This window comes from Gammaproteobacteria bacterium (ex Lamellibrachia satsuma) (assembly GCA_019623805.1).
Lineage (GTDB): Bacteria > Pseudomonadota > Gammaproteobacteria > Chromatiales > Chromatiaceae > QGON01.
On record CP053680.1, the window covers coordinates 3,002,932 to 3,027,585 of the forward strand.

Consider the following 24,654-nt stretch of genomic DNA (forward strand, 5'->3'; position numbering starts at 1 on the left):
GGATTCAATTTCTAACAGATTAGGTGATAAGTGCCAGCTCATCCAGTGGTTTGGGCTTGTCAATAAGGTAGCCCTGTATGAAATCCACACCTAAGGTTATCAGTTCTTGTTTGATAGCTTCATTCTCGACAAATTCCGCAATGGTTTTTTTCCCCATGGTCTTGCCGATCTCGTTGATAGATTTTACCATGGCCCGATCTATGGAGTTTTGATCGATCTGTTTCACGAAGGTGCCGTCTATCTTCAGGTAATCCACCGGCAGGTTTTTCAGATAGGCAAATGAGGAGAAGCCGGTACCGAAATCGTCGAGGGAAAAATAAAAACCAGCCTGTTTGAGGATTCTGATGAACTCCACGGTGCTGCTCAACTGACTAACAGCCGCTGTTTCGGTGACTTCAAAACAGAACTTCTCTGTAGGCAGTCCGGATCTGTTGAACTGATCGATGATAAAATTGAGCATCCCGGGTTTACCCAGGGAGTGTCCCGACAGATTGATGGAACAGAGGGTGAGACGTGCCAGGCTTTGAGGGTGGTTGAGGTACCAGTTCACCGCCGTGCTGATGACCCACCGATCCAATCGGCTGGAAAGATGGAAGTTTTCTGCTGCACTCAGGAATTCTCCCGGGGGAACGATATTGCCCTCTTCATCCTTGAGGCGTATCAGCAGCTCATGGTGCTCACCGGATTCACGGTTGTTGCCGATGGGGGTTATTGTCTGATAGTAGAGTTGGAAACGATCCTCTTCCAGAGCTGCGTTTATTCTCGATACCCACTGCATTTCACCCAATCTTGAGGTCAGTTCCTGGTCATTATTATTGCTGACATGGAGTTGGTTGCGACCCTGATCCTTGGCTACATTACAGGCAGTTTCCGCAGCGCCAAACAGTGATGCGACATCCTCGCTGTTGTTGGTAACTGGTACCAGTCCTATGCTGACACTGGGGCTGAACTGTTTTTCCTCCCATTGAAAACGAAACAGTCTGATTTTGTCATGCAGAGTCTCGATGATTCGCTGTGCCTCGCTCAGTGGGCAGTCACTAAGCAGGATGCCAAAATGGTCGCCGGAAAGGCGTGCCACCAAGTCGCCTCGGCGTCGCTGAGTGGAGAGTATCAGGCTGACCTCACGCAGTAGTTCATCTCCAGCAATATTGCCACAAGTGTCGTTGATGACATGGAAATGATCCAGATCAAGATAGCAGAGTGCGTGTTCGCGGCCCTCCCGGTAGCTTGCACTCAAAGCCGACTCCATTCTGAGCTCAAAGGTGCCGCGGTTGGCTAGTCCGGTGAGAATGTCATGGCGTGACTGATAGGATAGTTTTCTGGTGAGTAGCTGTATCCGTTCGGCATCCCTCTTCCCCTGGTTTTTCATGATGAGCTGCATTTGAAAGCGCTCAATACTTTTCTGTAAGACGTCTGCCATCTCACTTGAGTCGCAGGGCTTGGTCAGGAATCTAAACACTTTACCTTTATTGACAGCATCCACTGCAGTTTGCTGGTCGGCGTTTCCAGTCAACATGACACGCACGGTATCAGGACTGGCTTCATGCAGTTGTTGCAGTAGTTCCATACCGTCCATCCCGGGCATGCGCATGTCCGAAACGACCACTGCATAGGGGCTTCCGTCCGCTATCAGTGTAAGTGCCTCCCGGGCGCTGCTGGCGGTATCCAGGATAAACTGATTGCGCAAACTCCGGCGGTAGCCTTTGAGGATGAGCGGATCGTCATCCACTATGAGAACTTTATCTTTCATGTTGAAGTTACCACTACCTGGATCGGACCAATGATGATCTCATTATTTTCTGATGCCTGTAGTCTAAGAATAATTGCCTGACTCAACTCCTGGCCTTTCGCCACCAGCAATGTTCCACCGTGGGATAGAATGTTTTGATCCAGTAGCATTCCAGGTGTCAATCTGCTGATCGGTAGTTTCATAACTTTGACAGCCATGCTCTCATCATCACCAGCGGCCAGCGCTTTCACCAGTGCAGGATCGTAGACCTGAGGCAGGTCTTTCAGTAAGGCCAATGCCTCTTTTTCAGCCTCCCCATGGTTTAACAGGTTATCGAAAGCGATGGCAACCTTGAGCAGTTGTCCGCCCATTACCCCTTTTTCACCCTGATTGAGTTTCTCCTTGAACGCCACAGTGCTCCCCTCGTCAGCCTGGTGTTCCACCATGGCAGCAACGGTTTCAAGCCGGGGAATGTGTTTCAACAGACGACCGGCAATTTGTGGATGACCCTGCACTATCGAGCGCTCTGTATCAGACAGCTCCTTGCCTGTGTTGAGTTTCCCCAGTAATTCTGGCGGTAAGGTGATGAAGCCGAGTTGCGACAGCATTGCCGCCAACTCATAGTTCCAGTCGTCTTCCAGTGAGAGGTGGTTAACCATGGTGCGCACATGGCGTTTTATACGAGAAGCTTGGCTGAAAGAGGCAGGATTGACTAGGCTGAGGATGTCTGTGAGCAGATCAATCGCACCTTTCAATGTTTTTGTGATGAGTATCTTTTCCGCCGTGACCAACCGATATTGGCGAACACCATCAGTGATGGCCTTGTAAAGTGTCTCTGTTTCTACAGGCTTGTTGAGAAAGCGAAAGATGTTGCCTTCGTTGATGGCATCTATCGCAACATCAAGGTTTGCATTACCTGTCAGCATGATACGGACGGTATTGGGTGCTATCTGGCGAACCCTGCTGAGAAACTCAATACCATCCATATTCGGCATCTGCATGTCAGAGATGGTTACCGCAAAGGGGCCGTCATCCCGCACCGCTTGAATGCCGTCGGCGCCACTGGTTGCTGTTACCAGATTGAGTTTTTTCCTGAATTGCCGCTTGAAGGCATCCAGAAGATTTCTGTCGTCGTCTACGAGCAGGATTTTATCGTTGATTGTTGGCATCCGTTACAGGCCTGATTTGTGACTCTACAACGAAGGTAATCGGCCATTTGACGGAAAAATTGAGTAGTATCAGCTGATATTTAGTAGGGAAGAGGTGGATATCATCCTTCTATTCATCAAAATGGCTTTTATGAGATTTTGGACGTGCCTGTTGAGGCTTCGAAGGGCAAGCATGCCGCCTAACTCTTATGGAATAAGGGGGCATTTGATTGGGCAGGTTACCTGACAGCAGTGATCCTGATTCAAATTTTTCAGCCCTGTTGCAGGAGATCCCGCAGGTCGATCACTGCGGCATTGGCCCGTGAGATATAGGAACTCATCACCAGAGAATAGTTGGTGACAAAGCCAAAGCCGCGACCATTCAAAACCATGGGGCTGAATATCGGTTGCTGGGCAGCCTCCAGTTCACGGATGATCTGGCGTAGACTGATCAGGGCATTCTTCTTTTTCAGGATTGCCTGAAAATCGAGTTCGATGGCGTGCAGAATCTGCACCAGCGCCCAGGTCGAGCCACGGGCCTCGTAGAATACATCGTCGACCTCCAGCCAGGGGGTCTTGATCGACAACCGGTCAGGGGTATTGGTCGACTGGGTGGCGTCAGGTTCACCGGCGAGGTCGGTATTTACCCGCTCCTGCCCCACGCTGGCACTGAGGCGTTGCGAAAGGCTGCCGAGCCGCTTTTCGACGATGGAAAGCCAGTCTCTCAGGTTGTCGGCCCTGGCGTAGAATTGAGTGCCCTGGTTTGCATTGATTGAAAGGTCATTCAGATACTGATGCAAGGTCTTAATGCCCTTGCGGTATTCATTTTCGGTCGCAGGGAGAATCCAGGAGTCGTTGTTGAAGTTGAATTGAGGTTCGGCGATAGCCAGGTACTCGTTCTCAACCGATTGGGATTGAGATCGGCTCATGTCGTTCCGCAGTGAGCGTGCCAGATCCCGAACCTGGACCAGTGCACCAAACTCCCAGTTTGGCATATTGTCCATCCATACTGACGGGAGCATGACATCGTTACTCAGATAGCCCCCTGGCTTGTCCAGCAGGACCTCTATCACGCCGATCAGAGTGGCTGTGGTATAGCTCCCTGTAACCGGTTCCAGTTTCGGGGACAGCTGGGCACGGGTGACCTTTTGAATATCCAATGGACCGGGTTCCTGACTCCAATAAACGCTAAGGCCGGCCATGATGACCAGTAGTGTCATCAAGCCGACTGTAGCGGCCCAACCCCAACCTTTTTCCCGCAAGGTTCTGGGGTGGTACAACATCACCAGGTTTTGGAACCAAGATGCCAATTGCCGAACGACTCGCTGAAATATGTCCACTCTCTCAATCCGCGCCATGCGTGGCAGGCGGCACGATCACATTTGAGTTTGCATTATCCGACCAGGCGCTGAAGGGAAAGGGGCGGTAATCACTGTTGTAGGTCAGAAACATAAGGATGCGGTAGATATAATCAGCCGCCTTTTTTCCCATTGCTCTCATTGGCTCATTGGTCTTGCCGCTGATCAGCCGGAACAGTACCTGAGCAACCACCAGGGCGATCAGCACGGTTTCCGCGACGCCATAGGCAAAACCCAATACCAGCATGCTGATGATGCGTTTCCAGGTTGATTCATCTTTCAGAGCTTCATTGATAGATTGTGGCATTTGATCCATCCATTTTTTTGCTTGTGAACTTTGGATATGGGGCCTGGCACTTAACTTATCAATATGTACGTGAAGAAATATGCTGCTTCTCTGCTGAGATTATATGCAAGGGGGTTTCCTGGTAGAGTCGTCACAAATGGAAACGCTCAGATCAGCAGGCGAGAATGACAAATCAATCAGAAAAGAGCGCGCGGATCTCCAACAGTTCTGGCAGCGCATCAAAAAAGGTATCAATGACATCGGGATCAAACTTGCTGCCTCGATGCTCCCGGAAATAGCTATAAATCCTTTCATCATTCCAGGCTGGGCGATAGATACGATCACTGCTCAGCGCATCGAAAACGTCTGAAACTGCAACGATACGGGCAAATATATCTATCTCATCGGCTTTCAACCCCTGAGGATAGCCGCTGCCATCAAAATGCTCATGATGCTGATGCGCTATGACTGATGCAGTCTTGAGCATTTCACGTTTTGATTTGCCAAGGATTTTATGACCAAGCACTGCGTGTTCTTTCATTACATCGAACTCTGTTTCTGTCAGAGCGCCAGGTTTATTCAATATCGCATCGGGAATACCAACCTTACCCACATCATGCAGAGCAGCGGCCACCTTCAACAGGTTAGCCTGCTTTATATCCAGTCCGTAGCGCCGGGCCATGATTCGTGAAAATTCACCCACACGCTTTACATGAAAACCCGTTTCGTAGGATCTGGCCTCAGTTACCTCGCCAAGTGTATAGATAATCTCATGCTGGGTGTGTTCAATCTCCTGAGTGAGATGCAGATTTTCGAAGGCAACAGAAATATTTGTGTTGAATACCTCAATCAATTCACGGTCGACTCCCTTTACTGATAAATTGTTACCATGAACATAGAGCACGTGGGTCTGGCCGACGCTATTTTGAACCTGACAGACAAAATAATCGGAACCGTACTGATTGGTTTGTTGGCCAACCGCGTCCCTGATCCGGTTCAGGTCTTCTTCTTTGAGAATTTCATCCACCGGTTCCTCAAGATGATCTGTATAGTAGCCAGTGCCTGCGAGAATTTTGAAATCACTACGTTCTTGTATCGCTGAAAAACCATCAACCTTGGTATAGATGGAGTGGACATCCACCCCAGACAGGCTTTCAAACTGCAACAGAACACCCTGTGCAAAATTACGCAGAGATGAAAGCTCGAAGATAGAGTTTGAGGCCTGGATGATCTTTTCCAGTCCCATCTTATTAAGTTCTATCTTTTTTCGATTCTCTTCGATCGTGACGAGATGATCGTATTCCCGCAATGAGGCGACCAGGGTGGCGTAAAGTTTCTGATCGGTAAGCTCTGATTTCTCCTTATAGTCATTGATGTCATAGTCCACAATGACCTTCTTGAGAGGGACTAAACCTGGCTGGCCGGTACGCAGAATAATGCGTACAAAACGATTTTTCAGCACATTACGAATATGCTCAACCAGTTTCAGACCCGAGTCATCCTGCTCCATGACAACGTCAAGTAGAATGAGAGAGATATCAGGATGCTGTTCCAGCATCAGCCTTGCTTCAACATCCGAATAGGCGTGGTGGAACTCCAGGCTACGCCCCATAAAACTAAAGTCCCCCAATACCATACAGGTCACCCGGTGGATATCGGATTCATCATCAACAATCAGTAACTTCCAGGGATCCAGTGCCTTACCGATGGAAGAAGGTTTGGCGACATCTTCGTCAACAAACATGAGTTCATCTGATTGACTGCCGGTTTCTATGTTCATCATAATTTCAACACTCATTCAGGAGATTTGGGGATATCCAGAACAAACTGGACACCCTCATTCAGTTTACTTGTAACGCTGATCGTACCCTTGAGAACCGTGTAGATCAGATTGTGACTGATATGCAGTCCGAGACCACTACTTCCTTTACCCCGGCGAGTCGTGAAAAATGGTGCAAAAACATCTTTCAGGTGCTCTTGGGCTATACCCTTTCCATTATCCCTGTAGATAATCTGCACAACCTTATCTTCATCATCACTTCAAAGCGTAAATTACCTGCACCATTTTGGGAAAAACCATGCACCACAGAATTCATGATCAAATTGGTAATAACCTGTGAAAGTGCCCCCGGATAGCTCTCCAGTTCGATATCTTCAGGGCATATAATCTCTATGTTCAATTGGGTTTTTTTCAGTTCAGGCTTGAGTGTGCGAATGACATCATCTATGTAGGTCTTCAGACAAAAACGGCTTTTCTGTTCACTGGCCTGATCGGCGGCAATCTGCTTGAAGCTCTTGATCATCCGCTCTGCACGTTGCAAATTCGAGAGGATGATGGCAGTCGACTCTTTGCAGAGATCAAGATATTTATCCAGAGCTGAACGTGAAAGTTTGTTATCTGTTACAGTCTGCTCAAGATTTTTCGTCTGATTTTGCAGATAGGAGGCTGAAGTGACAGAGACGCCAATCGGTGTGTTAACCTCGTGTGCAACACCTGCAACCATGCCACCCAGAGCTGACATGGTTTCTGATCTCACCAGAGTCTTCTCCATCTCCTTGCGCAGGGTAATATCCTGAAACAGAATTACTGTCCCGGAGAATTCCGACCCTTCAAAAATGGGTGAAGATGCATAGGAGACAGGTATCGAATGGCCCTCCTGATGTTTAAACACTGCCTCATTCACACGTACGATTTCTCCTTTCTGCGTCTCCACAGTAAGAGCAGCCTGGGTGACAGACTCTGTCGAGGCCTTGAAACTAAACACTTTCAACGCTTCATCTGACGCATCATCACTCAACCTCCAGTCACGCCAACCCAGGATGCGTAGTGCCTCAGGGTTGGCAAAAGTCACCGTACCCTGTCGATCCATGCTGACAACGCCTTCTCCCACTGCATTGGTGACACTTCTCAGGAAATACTCACGTTCTGCCAGCACCTCCTTGGTATCGTTCACCAGTTGCCATTGTTGGCGCAGTTTGGAAAGCAGAAACAGCGTGGTCCATGTCAATAGAATGAATGCCGACAGATGGATTTGAATAACCTGAGACCTCGCCGTGGACTGGGCCGAGAGAATAGGCTCGGCAGGCAGGGTCACACTGATACCTCCACGCACATCACCCACCTCATACCCCTGTTTCTCATGGCACTTCATGCAGGCTTTTTTGGTAAACAGTGGTCCCATGTAGCGGTAGACTTGGCTGCTATCTTGCCTGATATATTCCAGAATCTCCGGAACATCCTTTTCAAACAGATTAAGTGCTTGTGACTCCCACGCATCCGGTACATTATTTGGATTGATTGGGTTGAGCGATGTGATGTGAAGAAGAATTCCGCTATTTTCTCTGGCCACATCAGCTATCTGACGTGTCATATAAGCTGGATTCAGTTTGGTCAGATTGACACCGCCCAACGTCTCCACGTCCCGGTCCGGTACTTCCAGATAGGGATTTGAAGGTGTTGATTCACTGACTGGCACATAAACACCTCCGTGTTTTGCATTCCAGAGCCGTGTCATCTGCACCAGTCTGAACATGCTTTGTGCTCTCTCATAAGCGAGTCTTTCGGCCATGCCATCAAGTCCGGAGAGATTCCACAGAGCAGACAGTATGGAAAGGCTTCCCCAGAGCAGTAGCGGGAACAACCAGTAGAATCGCCTGTATGCGAGAATATTCATGAATCAGCATCCTTGCAGGATTCATCGGCGGTATCTCCATCCATTTCAGGGAGAAAAAAGCTAGAGGTGTTTCTTCCTTTCTGTTTGGCATGATACATAGCAAGGTCTGCCGTATGCAGGAGGTATTCAATATCCTGAGCATCATCCGGATATCGGCTTATCCCGATGCTGCATGCGATGTATACTTCCTTCCCGTCCAGAACAAAGGGTTTGGCTATTGCGACATTAATTTTTTTCGCAACTATTTCGATGTGGTCGAAGTTACTGGTGTTTGTGGCAATAGCCGTGAATTCGTCGCCACCTACCCTGGCTACAGTATCTGATCGGCGAAGACACTTTTTCAAACGATGCGCCACTTCAATCAGCAGTTGATCGCCATATTTGTGCCCCAACTTGTCATTCACACTCTTGAAGTAATCCAGGTCGATAAATAGCAGTGCAACACTCTGACCACCCCGTTCAGAGAGTGATATGGCATTCTCAAGACGGTCAAGAAAAAGATTTCTGTTGGGCAATGACGTCAATGGATCACGGGTTGCCCGCTCCAACAGCTGTCTTTCCTGTTCCTTGATGTCGGTGATATCTGAAAACTGCATCGCAATTTCGCGATGGTGGTGATCTGTTATTTTTACTACGGAAGCGGAGAGCCGGATATTGATGTCGTTGAGAGATTTCGTTGCGCACCACAACTCCCCTTCCCACGAACCACTGTCGAGCAGATTCTCCCAGGCTGCATTCAGAATGGTCTGGTCGTTACGGTTCGACTTGAGGAAGTCAGCTCGCCTGCCAATTGCATACTCAGCAGAAAAACCGGTCACTTTTTCAAATGCAGGATTTACCGTCTTGATTCTGTACTGATCATCAAGGACCAGTGTTGCCAACGATGTCTCCTGGAATAAATTCGCCAATGCTTTGAGTTGATCGATATTGTTTTGCAGATTTTTTTGCTGTTGCCGCATCTCCTGCAGGCCGTAATATTCACGCAGTAGCGTAGTGATAGAGGCAAAGAGCTTTTCAACCGTCAGGTTCGCTTTGTCTTTAAAATCATTGATATTGTACTGAGCGGCAATCTGATACTGATTGAACATCCCCGGCTGTCCAGTCCTGATGAAGATTCGCACATCGCTGTTCCCCAACTTGTTTCGAACCACCTCTACCAGTTCCAGTCCTGCAGTATCCGATTCCATGATGACATCAAGAAGAATCAAGGCGACATCAGGGTGCTCCCGCATCACCTCAATGGCCTGCTCGGAAGAGTAGGCGTCAATGATGAAGGCTGGGCGTCCCAGGTACTGATAATCACCAAGCACCATACGTGTTACCTGGTGGATATCCTCCTCGTCATCCACCACCAATATTTTCCACGGATGAGTGTCATCTGGACCCAGATGCTTCGAATCCTCAGTTTCTTCCGCAAAGGAAAACCCGCTATCGGCGTTCGCCATGTAATCTATCGCCATCATTTCATGCGCTGCCCGGTATCTTGTCTAGGAAGCCCCAGAGAGTTACCAATCGGACTGCAAAATCACCCTGCTCCAACTCAGGAATGGGTAGTAACCATAAAAGGCGGCTGCTTTTATAGATTCTTTAGAATATGGGTGAACAATCGCTTCTGTACCTGCACGTCCATCGCATAGTGTTATCAGGCCCTAGTGGGCCATGGCGTGGCGAAGCGGCAGGGACGAGTGGTGGCCGGGTACAATAGGCACCTAACCAGTCGGGTCAAACGCTACTCCATGGAAGGTTCATACTCACCTTTTCTTGCAAGACTGTTGAGTCTGGCCCGCTTTAACAGGGCCTGTTGGGCAGCGGCGCTATTTTCTGTCTTGCCTATCCATGCGCGCAAAGCAGGCTGTTGCAGAGCTCTGCCGTAGGAGATGCTCAACTGCCAGGGCGCATTCCCACCCAGCTGGTTGATGGAGTTCAGATTGGCAGTGGCCTCCTCATCGTCCTGGCCGCCGGACAGGAAGTTAATGCTCGGGACGGCGGCAGGCACTGCCCGGCGCAGCACCCTCAATGTCGCTGCAGCCACCTCATCCGGATCTGCTCGTCGACATGCCTTACCCGGCAGCACCATATTGGGTTTGAGGATCATATGTTCGAGAGAGATGTGATGTTGGTGCAGGGCGTGGAAGACAGCATGCAGCACCTGCTCGGTGACTTCAGCACAGCGGCTGATGTCGTGTTCACCCTCCATCAGCACCTCCGGCTCCACGATGGGAACCACTCCCAGTTCCTGGCAGACTGCCGCGTAGCGCGCCAACACCTCGGCATTTGTCTGCCGGCCAAGCGGTGTGGGGTTGTAGCGGGTGATGGGATAGACCTCTCGCCACTTGGCGAAACGAGCGCCCTGCGCCTTGTAGCCTTGTAGCCGTTCACCCAGTCCATCCAGACCTTTAGTGATCAGGTCACCCGGAGCCCTGGAGAGTGGCGCTGTACCCTTGTCCACTTTGATGCCCGGGACGATCTTCTGCTTCCAGGCCACTTGCGGCAAAAGAGCGCCTTCCTCCCCCTGCTGTCCCAGGGTCTCTTCAAACAGGATGGTGCCGGAGATGTAGTCGCCCAATCCGGGAGTGGTCAACAGCAGGGTGCGCCAGACACGTCGACTCTCCTCAGTGGATTCCACAGCGATGGCCTTGAAGCGCTTGGCAATGGTGGGGTGGCTCTCATCTGCGGCTAGAATGCCCCGATGGTCGTCCACCATGTCCTCGATGGTCTGTTGGAGTTCTGATTGCGTACTCATCGCTGTGCTCCTTCCCTGCCGGGAAAATGAAAACTATCATTCTGAAATATAGTCACTACTTGAGGGCAGAGTGGTAGAGAAGCGATAGGTGATGCGTTTTCTGTCTCACTCAGCGGTATGGAATGCGCGCACTCTAAAATTTGACTCCAGGCCGACCAGATCGCCTTTTCACAGCGTGAGAGAGGGCGGAGGCCAAAAACCCAGCAAAATACTTGGTATATTCTCGTGATTTTGGTGTAGAATTGCCCGCCATAATTTTATGTGAATAGTTCAGGCGCCGTTGGTGGCCTGGCGGCAGGAGAAATCAGCGATGTCTGAAGTAACACAAGATCAGATCAACGAGGCGATAAAAGGCTACGTCGAGCCTCATCTGGAGAAGGACCTGGTAAGCGCGAATGCCATTAAAGGCATTGATATTGATGGCGACAAGGTCAAGGTGACGGTCGAGGTCGGTTTTCCCGCCAAGGGTTGTGTGGATGATATTGCGGCTGCAGTGAAGACTCAGGTAGAAGGAGTGGACGGTGTGGTTGCCGTCGAGGTGGACGCTGGCTGGAAAATCTCTGCCCACTCTGTACAGAAGGCCCTCAAGCCGATCGATAATATCAAAAATATCATTGCCGTTGCCTCTGGCAAGGGCGGCGTGGGCAAGTCCACCACCTCTGTCAATCTGGCGCTGGCGTTGGCCGAAGAGGGTGCTACCGTCGGCATACTTGACGCTGATATCTACGGTCCGTCACAGCCGCGTATGCTGGGTATCGATGGCAAGCCGGAGTCCAAGGACGGCAAGTCCCTGGAGCCCATGGAGGGATATGGTCTCCAGGCAATGTCTATCGGTTTTCTGATCGACGAAGAGACTCCCATGATCTGGCGTGGTCCTATGGTTACCCAGGCATTGGAACAGCTGCTCAATGACACCAACTGGTCAGAGCTTGATTATCTGGTGGTCGATCTGCCTCCGGGCACGGGTGACACTCAGCTCACCCTGGCACAGAAGGTGCCGGTCTCCGGTGCGGTAATTGTTACCACCCCCCAGGATATCGCCCTGCTCGATGCCCGCAAGGGTCTGAAGATGTTCGAGAAGGTAGAGGTACCGGTGTTGGGTATCGTGGAGAACATGAGCACTCACATCTGTTCAAACTGCGGCCACGAAGAGCATATATTTGGAGAAGGTGGCGGTTCCTCCATGGCGAAACAGTACAATGTCGACCTGCTGGGTTCACTGCCTCTCGATATCCGTATCCGCGAAGAGACCGATGGCGGCAAGCCGACCGTGGTAGCCGAGCCCGATGCACGCATCTCCATGATCTACCGTGAGATTGCCCGTAAGACGGCCGCCAAACTCTCGCTGCAGGCTAAGGATTACGCGGCGAAGTTTCCGAATATAGTGATCCAGAATAACTGATCAATATCAGTCGATACCCAGGTATCACCTAAGCCCGCGTAATGCGGGCTTTTTTGTGCGGCAAGCTAACTGATTCAGACTGAGTGAGTAATTATTAACTCTGGAATTGCCCCCCTTTCCTGCCGACGCCCACGAGTACGACATGTTCTCATTTACCAACAGTCTCCCAATCAGATTGTGATCAGATTCCTAAAATACCTCAGATTAGTACTGATAATACAAGAGCATTCGGTTTTTCTGGATTAGGATCATATGAACATGAAGCTTAGACACTTGTTTTTTATCACTGCATTTCTTGCCATCGAGGTGAACGCGGACAGTTCGACCCTAGAGGCGGCGATTGGTGGTGCCATAGGTGGTGCAACAGGCGCGGCAATCGGTAATGAGATCGGTGGCCGTGATGGTGCCATTCTTGGAGGTGCTCTGGGAGCCGCTGTAGGGACTGCGATTAATACAGATAAAGATCCACGCTACTCTCCTCCCCCGTCGCCACAAGTACGTTATGAAAGCAACCCACCTCGAGGAGGAGATCCTCGCGGCTACCATTGCCCGCCTGGTCAAAGGAAAAAAGGTCGTTGCTGATGCCATCTGATTCCGTCCACACCAAATACCTCGAAGGAGAAGTAGAATGAAATATCAAATTTGGAGGATCGTGTGCGCCAGTCTGCTTGCATTTTGTGCGGTTGTCGTCCAAGCCGAAGGGCATGATCCCAGTGCCTGGGAGAAGAGCAAGCAGTTTAGCTCAGAGGCCTGGGATGCCACTAAAAAGGCCTCTGGAAATGCCTGGCAGGCGACTAAAGAGACATCAAACGAAGTTTGGGATGTCACCAAGGAGGTCTCAGGAAATGTCTGGATGGCGACTAAAGAGACATCAGGCGAAGCTTGGGATGCCACCAAGGAGACCTCTGGAAAAGCCTGGAAGGCGACCAAGCAGAAGTCGGGTGTAGCCTGGCATGCTACCAAGAAGATGGGTAAGGAAGTGTGGGAAGATTCCAAGAGGATGGTCGACAGCAAGGATAGATATGATAATGAAAAACAGGTGCAGGGTGCTCCGGTCAGTGAAATCTGAGTTACTGGTTCAGACCAACTAGCGCCCCAGAATCTCTCACAAACCCCCTGCAATGTCCTTGGTTTCAGGGCATTCAGGGGTTTTTTTATGCGACCCGATTTTCCAGGATCGACTAACCTTTTGGTAACATTAGGGTCGATAGTGGACAAGGGTTGGTTTCGCTGGAATGCACTACTGGTAAACTAAACCACAATGGGCGCCAAGCGGGGCGGTGGAACGCCAAGCTTTTCTGTAGAGTAAGTCATCAGACTCTGATTGCCTGAGTCATTTCTCATTGCTATTGCTGGGGTATGGGATGCACCGCTTCCTTCCAATGCTTTTGTTCCTGCTGATCCTTGGATCTCTGTTGGATCCCGCGCCGGTGCAGGCGCTGGAGGCGGCAAAGATTGAGGAGAGGATATCCCTTCTGGAAAAGTTGGAAGAGCCAAGGGATGAGGCGGTCCAGATGGAGCTGAATCTCTATCGGGAGGCGGCTGCTTCGTTGAAGTCGGCGAAGGCGTATGCTGATAAGACAGCACTCTTCAAGCAGGCGGAGGTGGATACGCCGGCAGAGCTCAAACGGCTGCATGCCGAGACCAAGGGGCTGGTGAGCCAATCCACGGAAGAGACGGCGTCGTTGCTTGGTGGGCTGCCGGACACTGTGTTGGAGGCCCGGGTGAGGGAGGAGAGTGCCGCAATCGTCAGTCTTGGCGGGAGATTGGCGGAACTTGTCCAATCCATCAGCACATTGCTGGCCCGTCCCGAATCAAATCGCCAGATGCTCTCTCTGGCCAATGCCCGCCTGGAAGAGGTGGATGAGACCCTGCGAAAGACACCGCCGGCAGATAAGAGCCAAGAAGCAACCGAGGCCATGCAGGTTACCGCCCAAGCTGTGCGTATGGCGCTGTTGGCAGAAATAGAGATGCTCAACAATGAGCGTTTGAGTCACGACCTCCGTTTGCAGCTGCTTCAGGCCAAACGCCAGTTGCTGGAAAAACGGCTTGTCATGACCAAACGATATGAGCAGGAAGGGAGAGACGAGATCAATCGGCGACATGCCAGTGAGGCAAAGGCGGCGGAAGCGGAAGCTGCCCAGGCGAGGCAGGAGGCGGTTGGTAAGCATATCCTCATCACTGCTGCGGCGGAGATGAATTCTGAGTTGAGTCGCTTGCTTAGTGAGTTGAGCCGGACCAATGAGGAAGAGACCGCACAGCTGAAATCGATTCGGACACAATATCAGCAGATTGATCGTAACTACCAACGCTCCCTGCAACAATTGGAAATCACCCGGCTGGATCAACAGTTGGGGGATTTTCTTCGCAACCAACAGATCAAATTGCCCAAGGTTGCAGCGTATGAGAAAAAACGCTCGCTGAAACAGCGTGAACTGGATGAATCGCGATTGGCCCAATTCCGGCTTCAGGAGTCGCTGAGCGAGCTGCAGGATATCGCACAGGTGGTGGCGATGCTGCTCGCCAGCGAAAAGAAGGAGACCGCAACACTATCCCCCAGCCAACTGGAACAGCTGACCGGAGAGCTGCATCGGCTGATGGAAGACCGGAAGGCACTTCTCAACAAACTCGATGATGCCTATACACTCAAAATACAGTTGTTGGGGGAGTCGATCCAGGAGCAGCAGAGCCTTATCGATCGTGTAGACAAGTACGACGAGCTTCTGGATGAGAATCTATTGTGGATCGCAAATGCGGAACCGGTGGGTCTCCAGTGGATCGGGGCTTTCGGCAAACCATTGTTGGTTCTGTTCTCCCCTGCAAATTGGTTTTCCGTCTTGCAGGCTTTGGTAAAAACTGCCATACAGTCTGCGCCATTCACCCTGATTGTGCTGCTCTTGTCATCAGCGTTGCTGGTGGGCAGGCGCCGATTTAAAAAACGTTTGGGGGATATTGCCGCCAAGGTAGGGCTGGTCAAACAGGATCGATTCAGTTACACACTGGTCGTATTGGTTATCACGTTGCTGCTGGCCATGCCCTGGCCGGTGCTGATGGCCTATGCAGGTTGGTTGCTGGGCCATGTACGGGCAGATGCCTTTGTCGAGGCGGCAGGATTTGGCTTCAGGCGCAGTGCCTTTATCCTGGCAGCCTTCCTCTTTCTGCAGGCACTCTATGTCTCCAACGGTCTGGCAGAGATCCATTTTCGCTGGAAAGCGAGAACCCGTCGGCGTGTATCCGGCAATCTTACCTGGTTGATCCCGATCATGGTATGGGTCGCATTTTTGGTCGCGATGACGGAATCATCCAATGCAGGCCTCTATCGGGATACCATCGGCAGGCTGGTGTTCAGCGTCGCGATGCTGGCTCTATTGCTCTTTATCTGGCGGGTGCTTCGGTTAAAAGAGAGTAACGTTGAGCGCCGTACCACGAGCCTCGTCTGGCGCAGTCGATATATCTGGTATCCGCTACTGTTGTTGATTCCCTTTGCCTTGGTTATGTTGGCAGCACAAGGTTATCACTACACCAGTCTGCGGGTTGCCGGACTGATATTCAGCTCTCTCATTATCCTTCTGGTAGCACTGTTGATCTATTATCTTGCTGTACGCTGGTTGTTGGTGGCGCAGCGGCGTCTTGCTCTCGCCAGGGCACTGGCCAAACGTCAGGCAGATATTGATTCACGGGCCAGCAGGGGGTTGGTGGAGCAGACAGGAGAGATTACACCCGAGGCGATCGAGATCCCTGAGATCGGCCTTGCCACCATCAATGACCAGACCCGTCGCCTGTTGCGGTTGTCGCTTACTGTTTTGGTGGGTTTGATTCTCTGGACATACTGGTCTGCGATCACTCCGGCCCTAGGGGTGTTGGATAGCGTTACCATTTGGGAGCATATGACAACCGCTGAAGCGGGTGGCCAACTTTTACCGATTACTCTCGCGGACGTTGGACTGGCTGTTCTGGTTCTGTTGTTGACCTTCATTGCCGAGCGAAATCTGCCAGGCTTGCTGGAGATTGCGCTACTGCAGCCTCTCCATGTGGAGCAGGGCAATCGCTACGCAGTTTCCGGTCTGATTCGTTACCTCATACTGGCAGTCGGTATCGTCATGTCGATCAACCTGGTTGGCGTTGGCTGGGGTGAGGTGCAGTGGCTGGTTGCGGCAGTCGGTGTCGGCTTGGGGTTTGGCCTGAAGGAGATCTTCGCCAACTTCATATCTGGAATAGTCGTCCTGTTTGAACGGCCGGTTCGGGTTGGCGATACTGTTACTCTCGGCGAAATCAGTGGTGTGGTGAAGCGGATACGGATGCGAGCAACGACCATTACGGATTTCGATAACAAGGAGTTGATCATCCCCAATCAGAATCTCATCATCGAGCCGTTGGTGAACTGGACCCTTAGCGATCAGGTCACCCGTGTTACCTTTATGGTGGGCATTGCCTATGGATCCGATACTGAATTGGCCCATCGCATTATGCTCAAGACGGTAGCCGAACATTCGTTAGTGCTGGATGAACCCAAGCCGACGGTCTTTTTTACGGGCTTCGGCGACAGCTCCCTAGACTTCCAGGTGGCAGTGCATGTCAAGGAACGAATCCAGCGCCGTCTGTTGACCCATGATCTCCACATGGCGCTGGAAAAAACGTTGCGTGAAAATGGCGTGGAGATCCCTTTTCCTCAGCGTGACCTACACTTGCGTAGTGTCGATGAGAACATTCAGTCTCTAGGGAGCCTCTGATCGATTGGGTTATTGTCATCTCGACCGTAGGGAGAGATCTCAAACTACAGCGTACATAGTAGATTTCGAGGTATGAGATTTCTCACTACGTTCGAGTAGTGCTACACGGATGTAGCGTTTACGAACCTAAGGATGGAAATGACAATCGATCAGAGGCTCCCTAGCCAATAGCAAGGAAAATTAGTCGTTCTTTCAACTCGGGAACGTATCTGTTTGTCTGATGGTGGTATATCGATCATGATGGATTAGTGCTTGGCGGGCTCGTAGAGTCACCAGGGATGGGATTTAGGGACTTGCAAATAATGAACAATAATGGATTCTACTGGCGTATTTTATCCCCGCCGATACTGGCCGTATTCCTGCTTGGTGCGGTGGCCATAGGGGTCGTCTATTTCCACCTCCAGAACGGTTTGTCTATCCATGTCAATGGGCAGACAGCGCTGTTTCAACAGCTCTATGACTCACGGCTATCTGAGCTCCGTCTGGCCATGCTTCACAGATGGGAAGCGTTGAGCCGCACTCCAGCAGCGTTGAAATTCCCAATTGAAACACAAAAAGAGAAAGAGGATTTTCAGGCCTGGTATTTTGATGCATCCGGCACACTGTTGTTTCCTGAGCAGCAGCCCCGTCCGGCGCAAAGTGAATCCTTCAAGCTGCTACTGCATAACGCCCTGGCCAGTGAGTTTCCTGTGTATGGACTGACCACAGGGGCGCGAGGCAGTCTGTCGATGGGGGTTGCCGGGGTGAGGCGTAAAGCGGGGCAGGTTGTTGGCGGAATCTTGTTGACCGCGAATATCGAGCCTGTTCTGATCAACATCGGAAAGACGTTTCAGGAAACGTTGTTGGTTGGTATCAATCGGGATGGCGGGATGGTCGCAGATGTGGTCATCTCAAACCCGGATGAGCGGTTTTTTGAAGTACCTCAAATCCTCTCCTTTAATTCGGCTGCTGCCGGGACCCTGATCCCCAGTCTGGAACGGGTTGCCGGTTGGGGAAGCGATGCGGAGCATATCGTCTGGTCCGGCAGAAACCATCATCTGAGGCGGCTCTCTCTGCGAGATAATCTGGAGCAGCAGATCGGCGAGATCATCCTCTTCGTCGACGTGACCACCTTGTTCGAGCAGGCAAGGAGACAAGCCTGGATTGTGGCGGCTGCCGGGTTGCTGATTAGTGTTGTGTTGATGTTGATTCTCACAAATCAGTCTCGACGAACCCGTACTCAACTTACGGTTTCACAACAGGCACTGGAAAAACTCAATGAAAAACTCGAGTGGCGTTTCCTGGAACGTACCGAAGAGTTGCGCCGCAGTGAGGAGAACTATCGAGAACTGGTTGAATCGGCCAACAGCATCATTCTGCGTTGGAATATCCAAGGGAAAATCACCTTTTTCAATCAGTATGCCCTGCGTTTCTTCGGCTATTCCGAACAGGAGGTAGTGGGCCGGCATTTAATGGATTGCATTGTGCCTGATACCGAGACGGGGTCAGGACGGGATCTGTCCGACCTGATCCGGGATATCGCACTGCATCCTGATTTCTATATCAGCAATATTAATGAGAATGTCTGCAAGGATGGACGCAGGGTTTGGGTCTCCTGGGCGAATCGGGCGGTCCGCAATAATCAGGGGAGGGTGGTGGAGATCCTCTCCATCGGTAACGATGTCAGTGATAAGAAACTGTTTGATGAGCGCATCTACCACCTCGCCCATTACGATGTGCTGACCAGTCTGCCCAATCGTGTACTGTTCTATGAGCGTCTCGACAAGGCCCTGGAGAACGCCGGGCGCAAGGACCGGCAGCTGGTGGTGCTCTATCTCGATCTCGATCGTTTCAAACCGGTGAATGATTCTCTCGGCCATGCGATGGGTGACCTGCTGCTGCAACAAGTGGGAGAGCGGTTGCGTGACTGTCTGCGCGAAGAGGACACGGTTGCGCGAATGAGTGGGGACGAATTCACTGTACTGCTGGAAGGAGTGACCTCCCGGGCTGAAGTGATGAACCTTGGTAGCCAGGTGGCAGGGAAGATTATCGATAAGCTGAATCAGCCATTCGACCTGGAGGGTTATGAAGTCTATGTCTCCGCGAGCGTGGGCGTGGCTGCGTATCCGCAGGACGGCACCGATCCGGTTCAGCTCATGAGCAATGTCGATATTGCCATGTACCATGCCAAAGGGGAGGGGCGTGGACGTGTCGCATTCTACGAACCTCACATGAATGCGGAGGTGGACCGGCGTCTTCGTATGGAGCGGGATCTGCGCAAGGCGCTGGAGCAGGATGAACTGACACTGCACTACCAGCCCTGCATCGATCTGGCGAATCGTTCCGTTGAGGTGGCGGAGGCGTTGTTGCGTTGGCCGCATCTGGCCTCGGGTGAGATCCCGCCAGATGAGTTTGTCTCTTTGGCAGAGGAGACCGGGCTGGTGATTCCCCTTGGCGCATGGGCGCTGAAAACCGCACTGCGACAGGCAAAAGAGTGGCTGAGTTCAGAGGGTTCCGGCCCTCAGCTGGCGGTGAATCTCTCCCTGGGGCAATTCAGGCATCGTGAACTGGTGCAGATGGTGCGTACGGAGTTACAGGCCTGTGATTTTCCGGCGGATCGCCTGGTGCTGGAGATTACTGAATCCACGGTGATGGACAGTCATGGAGAATCCTCGGGTCAATTGGCTGAGTTGTCTGCAATGGGGATTGAGATCGCCATCGATGATTTTGGCACTGGCCACTCATCTCTCTCCCGGCTGCGGGAGATGCCGGTCAACAGTCTCAAGATCGATCGCAGCTTCGTGCAGGATCTGGGGCGCGACCGCAATGATGAGAGCATCGTTGAAACCATTATCGCCATGGGGCACAGCCTGCAACTTATCGTCATCGCCGAGGGGGTGGAAACCTTCGAGCAGCTGACATTCCTGCAGCAGCGAGGGTGTCACATGGTGCAGGGGTATCTGCTCTACCCGCCCATGCCGGGCGCTGAGTTGCTGGAAATGTTGCGCGAGGAGGAGGGGGTGGCCCGCCGTTTCAAACAGGAGGAAGATAGGCAGACTGAAGAGCCGGTGCCGGACAACGTCGCATATCTGGAGAAGAAAGAGTCCGGAGAGTGATACTTTCCCTCCCCAAACAGCAACAGAAAACAGGAGAAATGATCCATGAGTATGAAGTGGGATACCCGTTTTCTCGGGCTGGCGGCTCACATCTCCGGATGGAGTAAAGACCCTTCATCCCAGGTGGGTGCTGTCATCACGGACGGCAACCGTATTATCTCTCTCGGTTACAACGGCTTTGCGGCCGGTGTGGTGGATGCGGAGACTCGCCTCTCCGACAGGGAGTGCAAACTGAATCTCACCATTCATGCGGAAGAGAACGCCATGATCTTCGCCAAGCGTGATCTGCGCGGCTGCACGGTCTATGTGACGCATCCCCCCTGTCCCCGCTGCGCCTCGAAGCTGATCCAGGAGGAGATTGGCCGGGTTGTGTTTATCAATCCGAGCCAGGATTTTCTGTCACGCTGGGCCGATGATATCGAGTTATCGCGACAGATGTACGGTGAAGCCGGAGTCGAAATGACAGGTTACGAAGTGGGGCAGGTCAATGTTGAGGATGCGCAGATAACCGTGGCGCCTGGCGGCTTCTTTACCAAGATATTGAGCCGGCTGCTGCGATTGTAGGTCTTCTTTGCCTTGGGAGTGAAAGTCATTTGCGGGAGATTATTTCAGCGTCAGCTGCTTCAGTTCCATGCGATAGCGGCCCAGGAACCGATCCCGCTCGATGCGCACCGGCAGGTAGTCGAGTGAAGGGGCGAACCAGATGGTGTAGTCGGGTGCCAGGCCCTCTTTGCTGCGGTTGACCTTGAGACACTTCAGCCGGCCCAGAGGGGTCTGAATCCACTCTCTGCCAACCACCCGGAACTGATAGCGCTTCAGACGTCCGCCGTCCGCCACCTGGTAACTGACCTGTTGCCGGCCCTTGGCCAGATCGAAACGGATCGCCAACTGTTGGCTGAACTTGTCCTGCACGCCTGGTGAGATCTCTTGAGACCAGCGGGTGCCGCCACTCTCTGTCCAGACCCTTTGCTCGGGCCAATCGAACTGGAGCCGGGTCAGGTTCCTGATCTCCCCGTTGCCGAGCCGGTATTCGTAGGCGTGGGGTACGATGTCGCTGTTTTTCAGCACGCCTTCGCTGGTCTCCTGAACCTCGTCGGTCTGAAACCAATCGACCAGTCGTTCGGGACGGGTATGCGCATGATAGAGATATTTGCCATCCTCAGTGAGGGTGAGTTGGAGCGTCAGACTTCCCAGGGGTACACCGTAGTTGGTGACCTGAAAACCGGCATCGAAGGATCTGAGCTGGAAGGGGGATTCCGCACTGAGTAGCGAACTGCACAACAGTAGTGGGATACCAGCCAGCCAGTAGCGGAAGAATCCGGTGGCCTTCATGGATCAGACGATCTCCTGATCCGGCGTGAAGAGGACCGGCTGCTGTAACGGTTGGTTGTCCAGATAAACCTGGCCATTTTCCGCCAATCGCAGTCTCTGCTGGGCAAACCAGCGTATTGCCAACGGGTAGATGAGGTGCTCGCGCTGCAGTACACGGTTGGCTAAAGTCCCGGCATCGTCACCATCCCGGACGGGTACCTGGGCCTGCACGATCAATGGGCCGCCATCCAGCTCCTCGGTGACGAAGTGCACACTGGCGCCATGCAGGGTCTCTCCTTCATCCAGGGCCTGCTGATGGGTGTTGAGGCCACGGAACTTCGGTAGCAGTGAAGGGTGGATATTGAACATCCGGCCGGCGTAGTGGCGCACGAATCCGGGGGTGAGGATGCGCATGAAACCTGCCAGCACTACCAGCCCTGGCTGATACTCTTCGATGAGTTCGATCAGCGCCTGGTCGTAACTCTCCCGGTCAGGGAATGTCTTGTGGTTCAGTACCCGGGTAGGGATACCGGCGTTTTCTGCACGGGTCAGGCCTAACACATCGGGCCGGTTGCTGATGACGGCGCGGATCTCCACCGGCAGATCGCCCACTGCGCCGTCGATGATCGCCTGCAGGTTGGTGCCGCCACCTGAGATCAGGGCGACCAGCGGCAGTTTATGGTTATCGCTCATGCACCCAGGCTTCCGCTGATCTCGACCACCGGTTCATCGCTGTCGCTGGTTTCGATCTGTCCCAGTCGCCAGGCGGTCTCGCCGGAATCGTTCAGCATCTGCATTGCACGTTCTGAATCTTCGGCAGCGATGCAGACCACCATACCCACGCCACAGTTGAAGGTGCGCAGCATTTCCGACTGGATCACGCTGCCTTTCGACTGCAGCCAGCTGAAAACTTCCGGCAGTTGCCAGGAGTCACTGTCGATGACTGCCTTGCTTCCGGCTGGCAGAACGCGGGGAAGGTTCTCCGGTAGGCCGCCGCCGGTGATGTGGGCGAGGGCGTGGATCTCAACCTCAGCCATCAGCGCCAGCAGGGATTTGACGTAGATGTGGGTCGGCGCCAGCAGTGCTTCGCCCAGCGTCCCTTCACCCATGGGCTCGGCAAGATCGGCGCCGCTCACTTCGAGGATCTTGCGGATCAGCGAATAGCCGTTGGAGTGTGGGCCGGAAGCGGCAAGTCCGATCAGCACGTCGCCGGGCTTTACCAGTTCGCCCTGGATCAATTTGCGCTTCTCGGCGATGCCGACGCAGAAACCGGCCAGATCGTAATCTCCTTCGCTATACATGCCAGGCATCTCGGCGGTTTCGCCGCCGGTGAGGGCTGCGCCCGCCAGTTCGCACCCTTTGGCGATGCCACTGACCACATCGGTGGCCACGTCCAGCTCCAGCTTGCCGGTGGCGTAGTAGTCGAGAAAGAAGAGCGGCTCAGCACCTGCCACCACGATGTCGTTGACACACATGGCCACCAGATCGATGCCGATGGTGTCGTGGCGCTTGAGTTCCAGCGCCAGTTTCAACTTGGTGCCTACCCCGTCGGTGCCGGAGACCAGTACCGGCTCGGAATAGCGGTCGAGGGGCAGTTCGAACAGCGCGCCAAATCCGCCGAGGCCGGACAGCACACCGGGCCTGAAGGTTTTTTTGACGATAGGCTTGATGCGTTCTATCAGGCTGTTGCCGGCATCGATGTCTACACCGGCATCCCGGTAACTGAGTTGGGTTTCGCTGTTGCGGGTACTGTCTTGGGCCACAGGTTGACTCCCTGGTGGGCGGTTACTGTTGGCGTGGGATTTTAGCAGATCTTCCGGTACACCGTGATAGAGTTGCTGTTGGAGGATTTGTCCGGCTTTTCCGTTTCCGGATGAAGACTAACGACTTAGACAGGCTTTCTGCTCCGCGATAGAATCCCAGCGGTCAAAACGGCTGAGATGAATTTAACTGGACCCATATTTCAATGATCTTTAAACAGACATGGCTGATATTACTGCTTCTGCTCTGGTGTACCGGAGCGGTGGCGGAGCGTGTGTCCGGACTCTACGAAGCGGCGGTGCCGGTGGTGGGGCAGGGTGCCCAAGCTCGTGCACCGGCCATGCGGGAGGCCTTTGGCCAGGTGCTGATCAAGATCTCCGGCAACCGCGACCTGTTACAACAGGAAGATCTTGCCAAGCGGCTGAAAAGGGCTCCCAGGTATGTTCAGCAGTACCGCTACCGCATGCTGGAACAGCCGCTATCGGATGATCCTGCACCTGTGGTGGATCCGGAAAACCCACTGCCGGATCGGCTGCTTTGGGTGCGTTTTGATGAAAAAGCCGTGAATCGCCTGCTGCGAGAGGCCAGCGTGCCGGTCTGGGGCGGCACCCGGCCATCCACGCTGGTCTGGCTGACTCGTGATGCCAAAGGCCGTCGCACCCTCTACCAGCAGGATATGGAGCCGGAACTGGCAACTACGGTGACTGAAACAGCGGACCAGCGAGGTCTACCTGTGGTGATGCCGCTGATGGATCTCGAAGATAGAAACGCCCTCCAGGTAAGTGACCTCTGGGGCGATTTTGAAGAGAACATTCGTCGTGCCTCCCAGCGTTATCTGCCCGATGTGATCCTGGCAGGCCGTCTGCACCGGCAGGGCGGCCAGGCCTGGAGTGGTGACTGGACGCTCTATCTGCCGGATGGAGTGGAGCAGTGGCAGATTCAAGGCAAGAGCGATCTGGCGCTGGCTCGCGAGGGAGTGCAGCAGGCGGTGGATCTGTTGGCTGCCAGGTTTGCACCCCAGAGTGCTTCTCAGGGAGTTGAGGCACTTCGGATAAGGGTTTCAGGTATGCTCAATCTGGCTGACTATGTTCTGGTCAAAGACTATCTGCGATCATTGGTGATGATAGAGCAGCTGGACCTGTTGGCGGCGGGTTCGGAACAAGTCAGTTTTCTGGCCAGAGTGCAGGGGGGGCGTGAAGCACTGGAGCGGGGTATTCTACTCGGCGGTGTGTTGGAGTCGGTGGTTACCTCTGATGAGGTGGTGGAAGCAGAGGCGTCGCCACCGGAAGATTTCGATGTGCAGAGTCTCGACTACCGTTTGCGGCAGTGAGCCAGTTTGGATTGTCTTCACTGATTAGTATTCGTCCAGAACACTGTTTTTTGCTACGAAGAGCACGAAGTACACGATGAAAATTTA

18 protein-coding genes are annotated in these 24,654 nt (G+C 52.7%); 6 read left to right on the forward strand and 12 right to left on the reverse strand.

The window, feature by feature from the left end; all coding sequences use genetic code 11:
• Positions 1 to 19: 19 nt before the first annotated feature.
• From HPY30_13200 to HPY30_13240, 9 genes are all read right to left on the reverse strand, one after another.
• The gene (locus HPY30_13200) at positions 20 to 1,750 is read right to left on the reverse strand and encodes an EAL domain-containing protein (GenBank protein ID QYZ66860.1); all 1,731 of its coding nucleotides are present in this window, start codon (positions 1,748 to 1,750) and stop codon (positions 20 to 22) included.
• Positions 1,747 to 2,898 (reverse strand): response regulator, encoded by a 1,152-nt coding sequence (locus HPY30_13205; protein ID QYZ66861.1) that lies wholly within the window; start codon positions 2,896 to 2,898, stop codon positions 1,747 to 1,749. Before HPY30_13205 ends, HPY30_13200 begins: the two co-directional genes overlap by 4 nt.
• Positions 2,899 to 3,149: 251 nt before the next feature.
• Complete coding sequence (locus HPY30_13210) at positions 3,150 to 4,160, reverse strand: DUF2333 family protein (GenBank protein ID QYZ68039.1); 1,011 nt, start codon at positions 4,158 to 4,160, stop codon at positions 3,150 to 3,152.
• A 61-nt stretch (positions 4,161 to 4,221) separates the two neighbouring features.
• Positions 4,222 to 4,542: a DUF4389 domain-containing protein gene (locus HPY30_13215; protein QYZ66862.1), complete on the reverse strand. Its 321-nt coding sequence runs from the start codon at positions 4,540 to 4,542 to the stop codon at positions 4,222 to 4,224.
• Between the two features lie 172 nt (positions 4,543 to 4,714).
• A complete protein-coding gene (locus tag HPY30_13220) occupies positions 4,715 to 6,304 on the reverse strand; it encodes a DUF3369 domain-containing protein (protein QYZ66863.1) in 1,590 nt (529 codons plus the stop codon).
• An 11-nt stretch (positions 6,305 to 6,315) separates the two neighbouring features.
• Positions 6,316 to 6,540, reverse strand: coding sequence for a HAMP domain-containing histidine kinase (locus HPY30_13225; protein ID QYZ66864.1), 225 nt, complete (start codon positions 6,538 to 6,540; stop codon positions 6,316 to 6,318).
• A complete protein-coding gene (locus HPY30_13230; protein QYZ66865.1) occupies positions 6,504 to 8,195 on the reverse strand; it encodes a DUF3365 domain-containing protein in 1,692 nt (563 codons plus the stop codon). Before HPY30_13230 ends, HPY30_13225 begins: the two co-directional genes overlap by 37 nt.
• The gene (locus HPY30_13235) at positions 8,192 to 9,658 is read right to left on the reverse strand and encodes a diguanylate cyclase (protein QYZ66866.1); all 1,467 of its coding nucleotides are present in this window, start codon (positions 9,656 to 9,658) and stop codon (positions 8,192 to 8,194) included. Before HPY30_13235 ends, HPY30_13230 begins: the two co-directional genes overlap by 4 nt.
• Positions 9,659 to 9,924: 266 nt before the next feature.
• Positions 9,925 to 10,938: a fructose-bisphosphate aldolase class I gene (locus HPY30_13240; protein QYZ66867.1), complete on the reverse strand. Its 1,014-nt coding sequence runs from the start codon at positions 10,936 to 10,938 to the stop codon at positions 9,925 to 9,927.
• Between the two features lie 310 nt (positions 10,939 to 11,248).
• On the opposite strand from HPY30_13240, the gene apbC reads away from it, so the two are divergent.
• The 5 genes from apbC to HPY30_13265 all read left to right on the forward strand — a co-directional run bounded on the left by apbC (position 11,249) and on the right by HPY30_13265 (position 20,729).
• Entirely contained in the window at positions 11,249 to 12,340 is a 1,092-nt protein-coding gene (apbC, locus tag HPY30_13245; protein QYZ66868.1) for an iron-sulfur cluster carrier protein ApbC, read from the forward strand.
• 628 nt (positions 12,341 to 12,968) lie between these two features.
• On the forward strand, positions 12,969 to 13,409 hold the full coding sequence (locus tag HPY30_13250; GenBank protein QYZ66869.1) for a hypothetical protein: 441 nt from the start codon (positions 12,969 to 12,971) through the stop codon (positions 13,407 to 13,409).
• A gap of 295 nt (positions 13,410 to 13,704) precedes the next feature.
• Entirely contained in the window at positions 13,705 to 17,070 is a 3,366-nt protein-coding gene (locus HPY30_13255; protein QYZ66870.1) for a mechanosensitive ion channel, read from the forward strand.
• Positions 17,071 to 17,372: 302 nt separating this feature from the next.
• Positions 17,373 to 20,165, forward strand: a complete 2,793-nt coding sequence (locus tag HPY30_13260) for an EAL domain-containing protein (GenBank protein QYZ66871.1) — start codon at positions 17,373 to 17,375, stop codon at positions 20,163 to 20,165.
• Positions 20,166 to 20,210: 45 nt separating this feature from the next.
• The gene (locus HPY30_13265; GenBank protein ID QYZ66872.1) at positions 20,211 to 20,729 is read left to right on the forward strand and encodes a dCMP deaminase family protein; all 519 of its coding nucleotides are present in this window, start codon (positions 20,211 to 20,213) and stop codon (positions 20,727 to 20,729) included.
• A 39-nt stretch (positions 20,730 to 20,768) separates the two neighbouring features.
• On the opposite strand, the gene HPY30_13270 is transcribed toward HPY30_13265, so the two are convergent.
• Genes HPY30_13270 through purM form a run of 3 tightly spaced genes read right to left on the reverse strand, consistent with a single transcriptional unit; the run spans position 20,769 to position 23,239 of the window.
• Positions 20,769 to 21,497 carry a DUF3108 domain-containing protein gene (locus HPY30_13270; GenBank protein ID QYZ66873.1) on the reverse strand — a complete coding sequence of 243 codons (729 nt, stop codon included), beginning with the start codon at positions 21,495 to 21,497 and terminating at the stop codon, positions 20,769 to 20,771.
• A 3-nt stretch (positions 21,498 to 21,500) separates the two neighbouring features.
• Positions 21,501 to 22,169: a phosphoribosylglycinamide formyltransferase gene (gene purN, locus HPY30_13275; GenBank protein QYZ66874.1), complete on the reverse strand. Its 669-nt coding sequence runs from the start codon at positions 22,167 to 22,169 to the stop codon at positions 21,501 to 21,503.
• On the reverse strand, positions 22,166 to 23,239 hold the full coding sequence (gene purM / locus HPY30_13280) for a phosphoribosylformylglycinamidine cyclo-ligase (GenBank protein QYZ66875.1): 1,074 nt from the start codon (positions 23,237 to 23,239) through the stop codon (positions 22,166 to 22,168). Before purM ends, purN begins: the two co-directional genes overlap by 4 nt.
• A gap of 203 nt (positions 23,240 to 23,442) precedes the next feature.
• Here purM and HPY30_13285 point away from each other — a divergent pair, with 203 nt between their 5' ends.
• Positions 23,443 to 24,567 (forward strand): DUF2066 domain-containing protein, encoded by a 1,125-nt coding sequence (locus HPY30_13285; GenBank protein QYZ66876.1) that lies wholly within the window; start codon positions 23,443 to 23,445, stop codon positions 24,565 to 24,567.
• Positions 24,568 to 24,654: the final 87 nt, after the last annotated feature.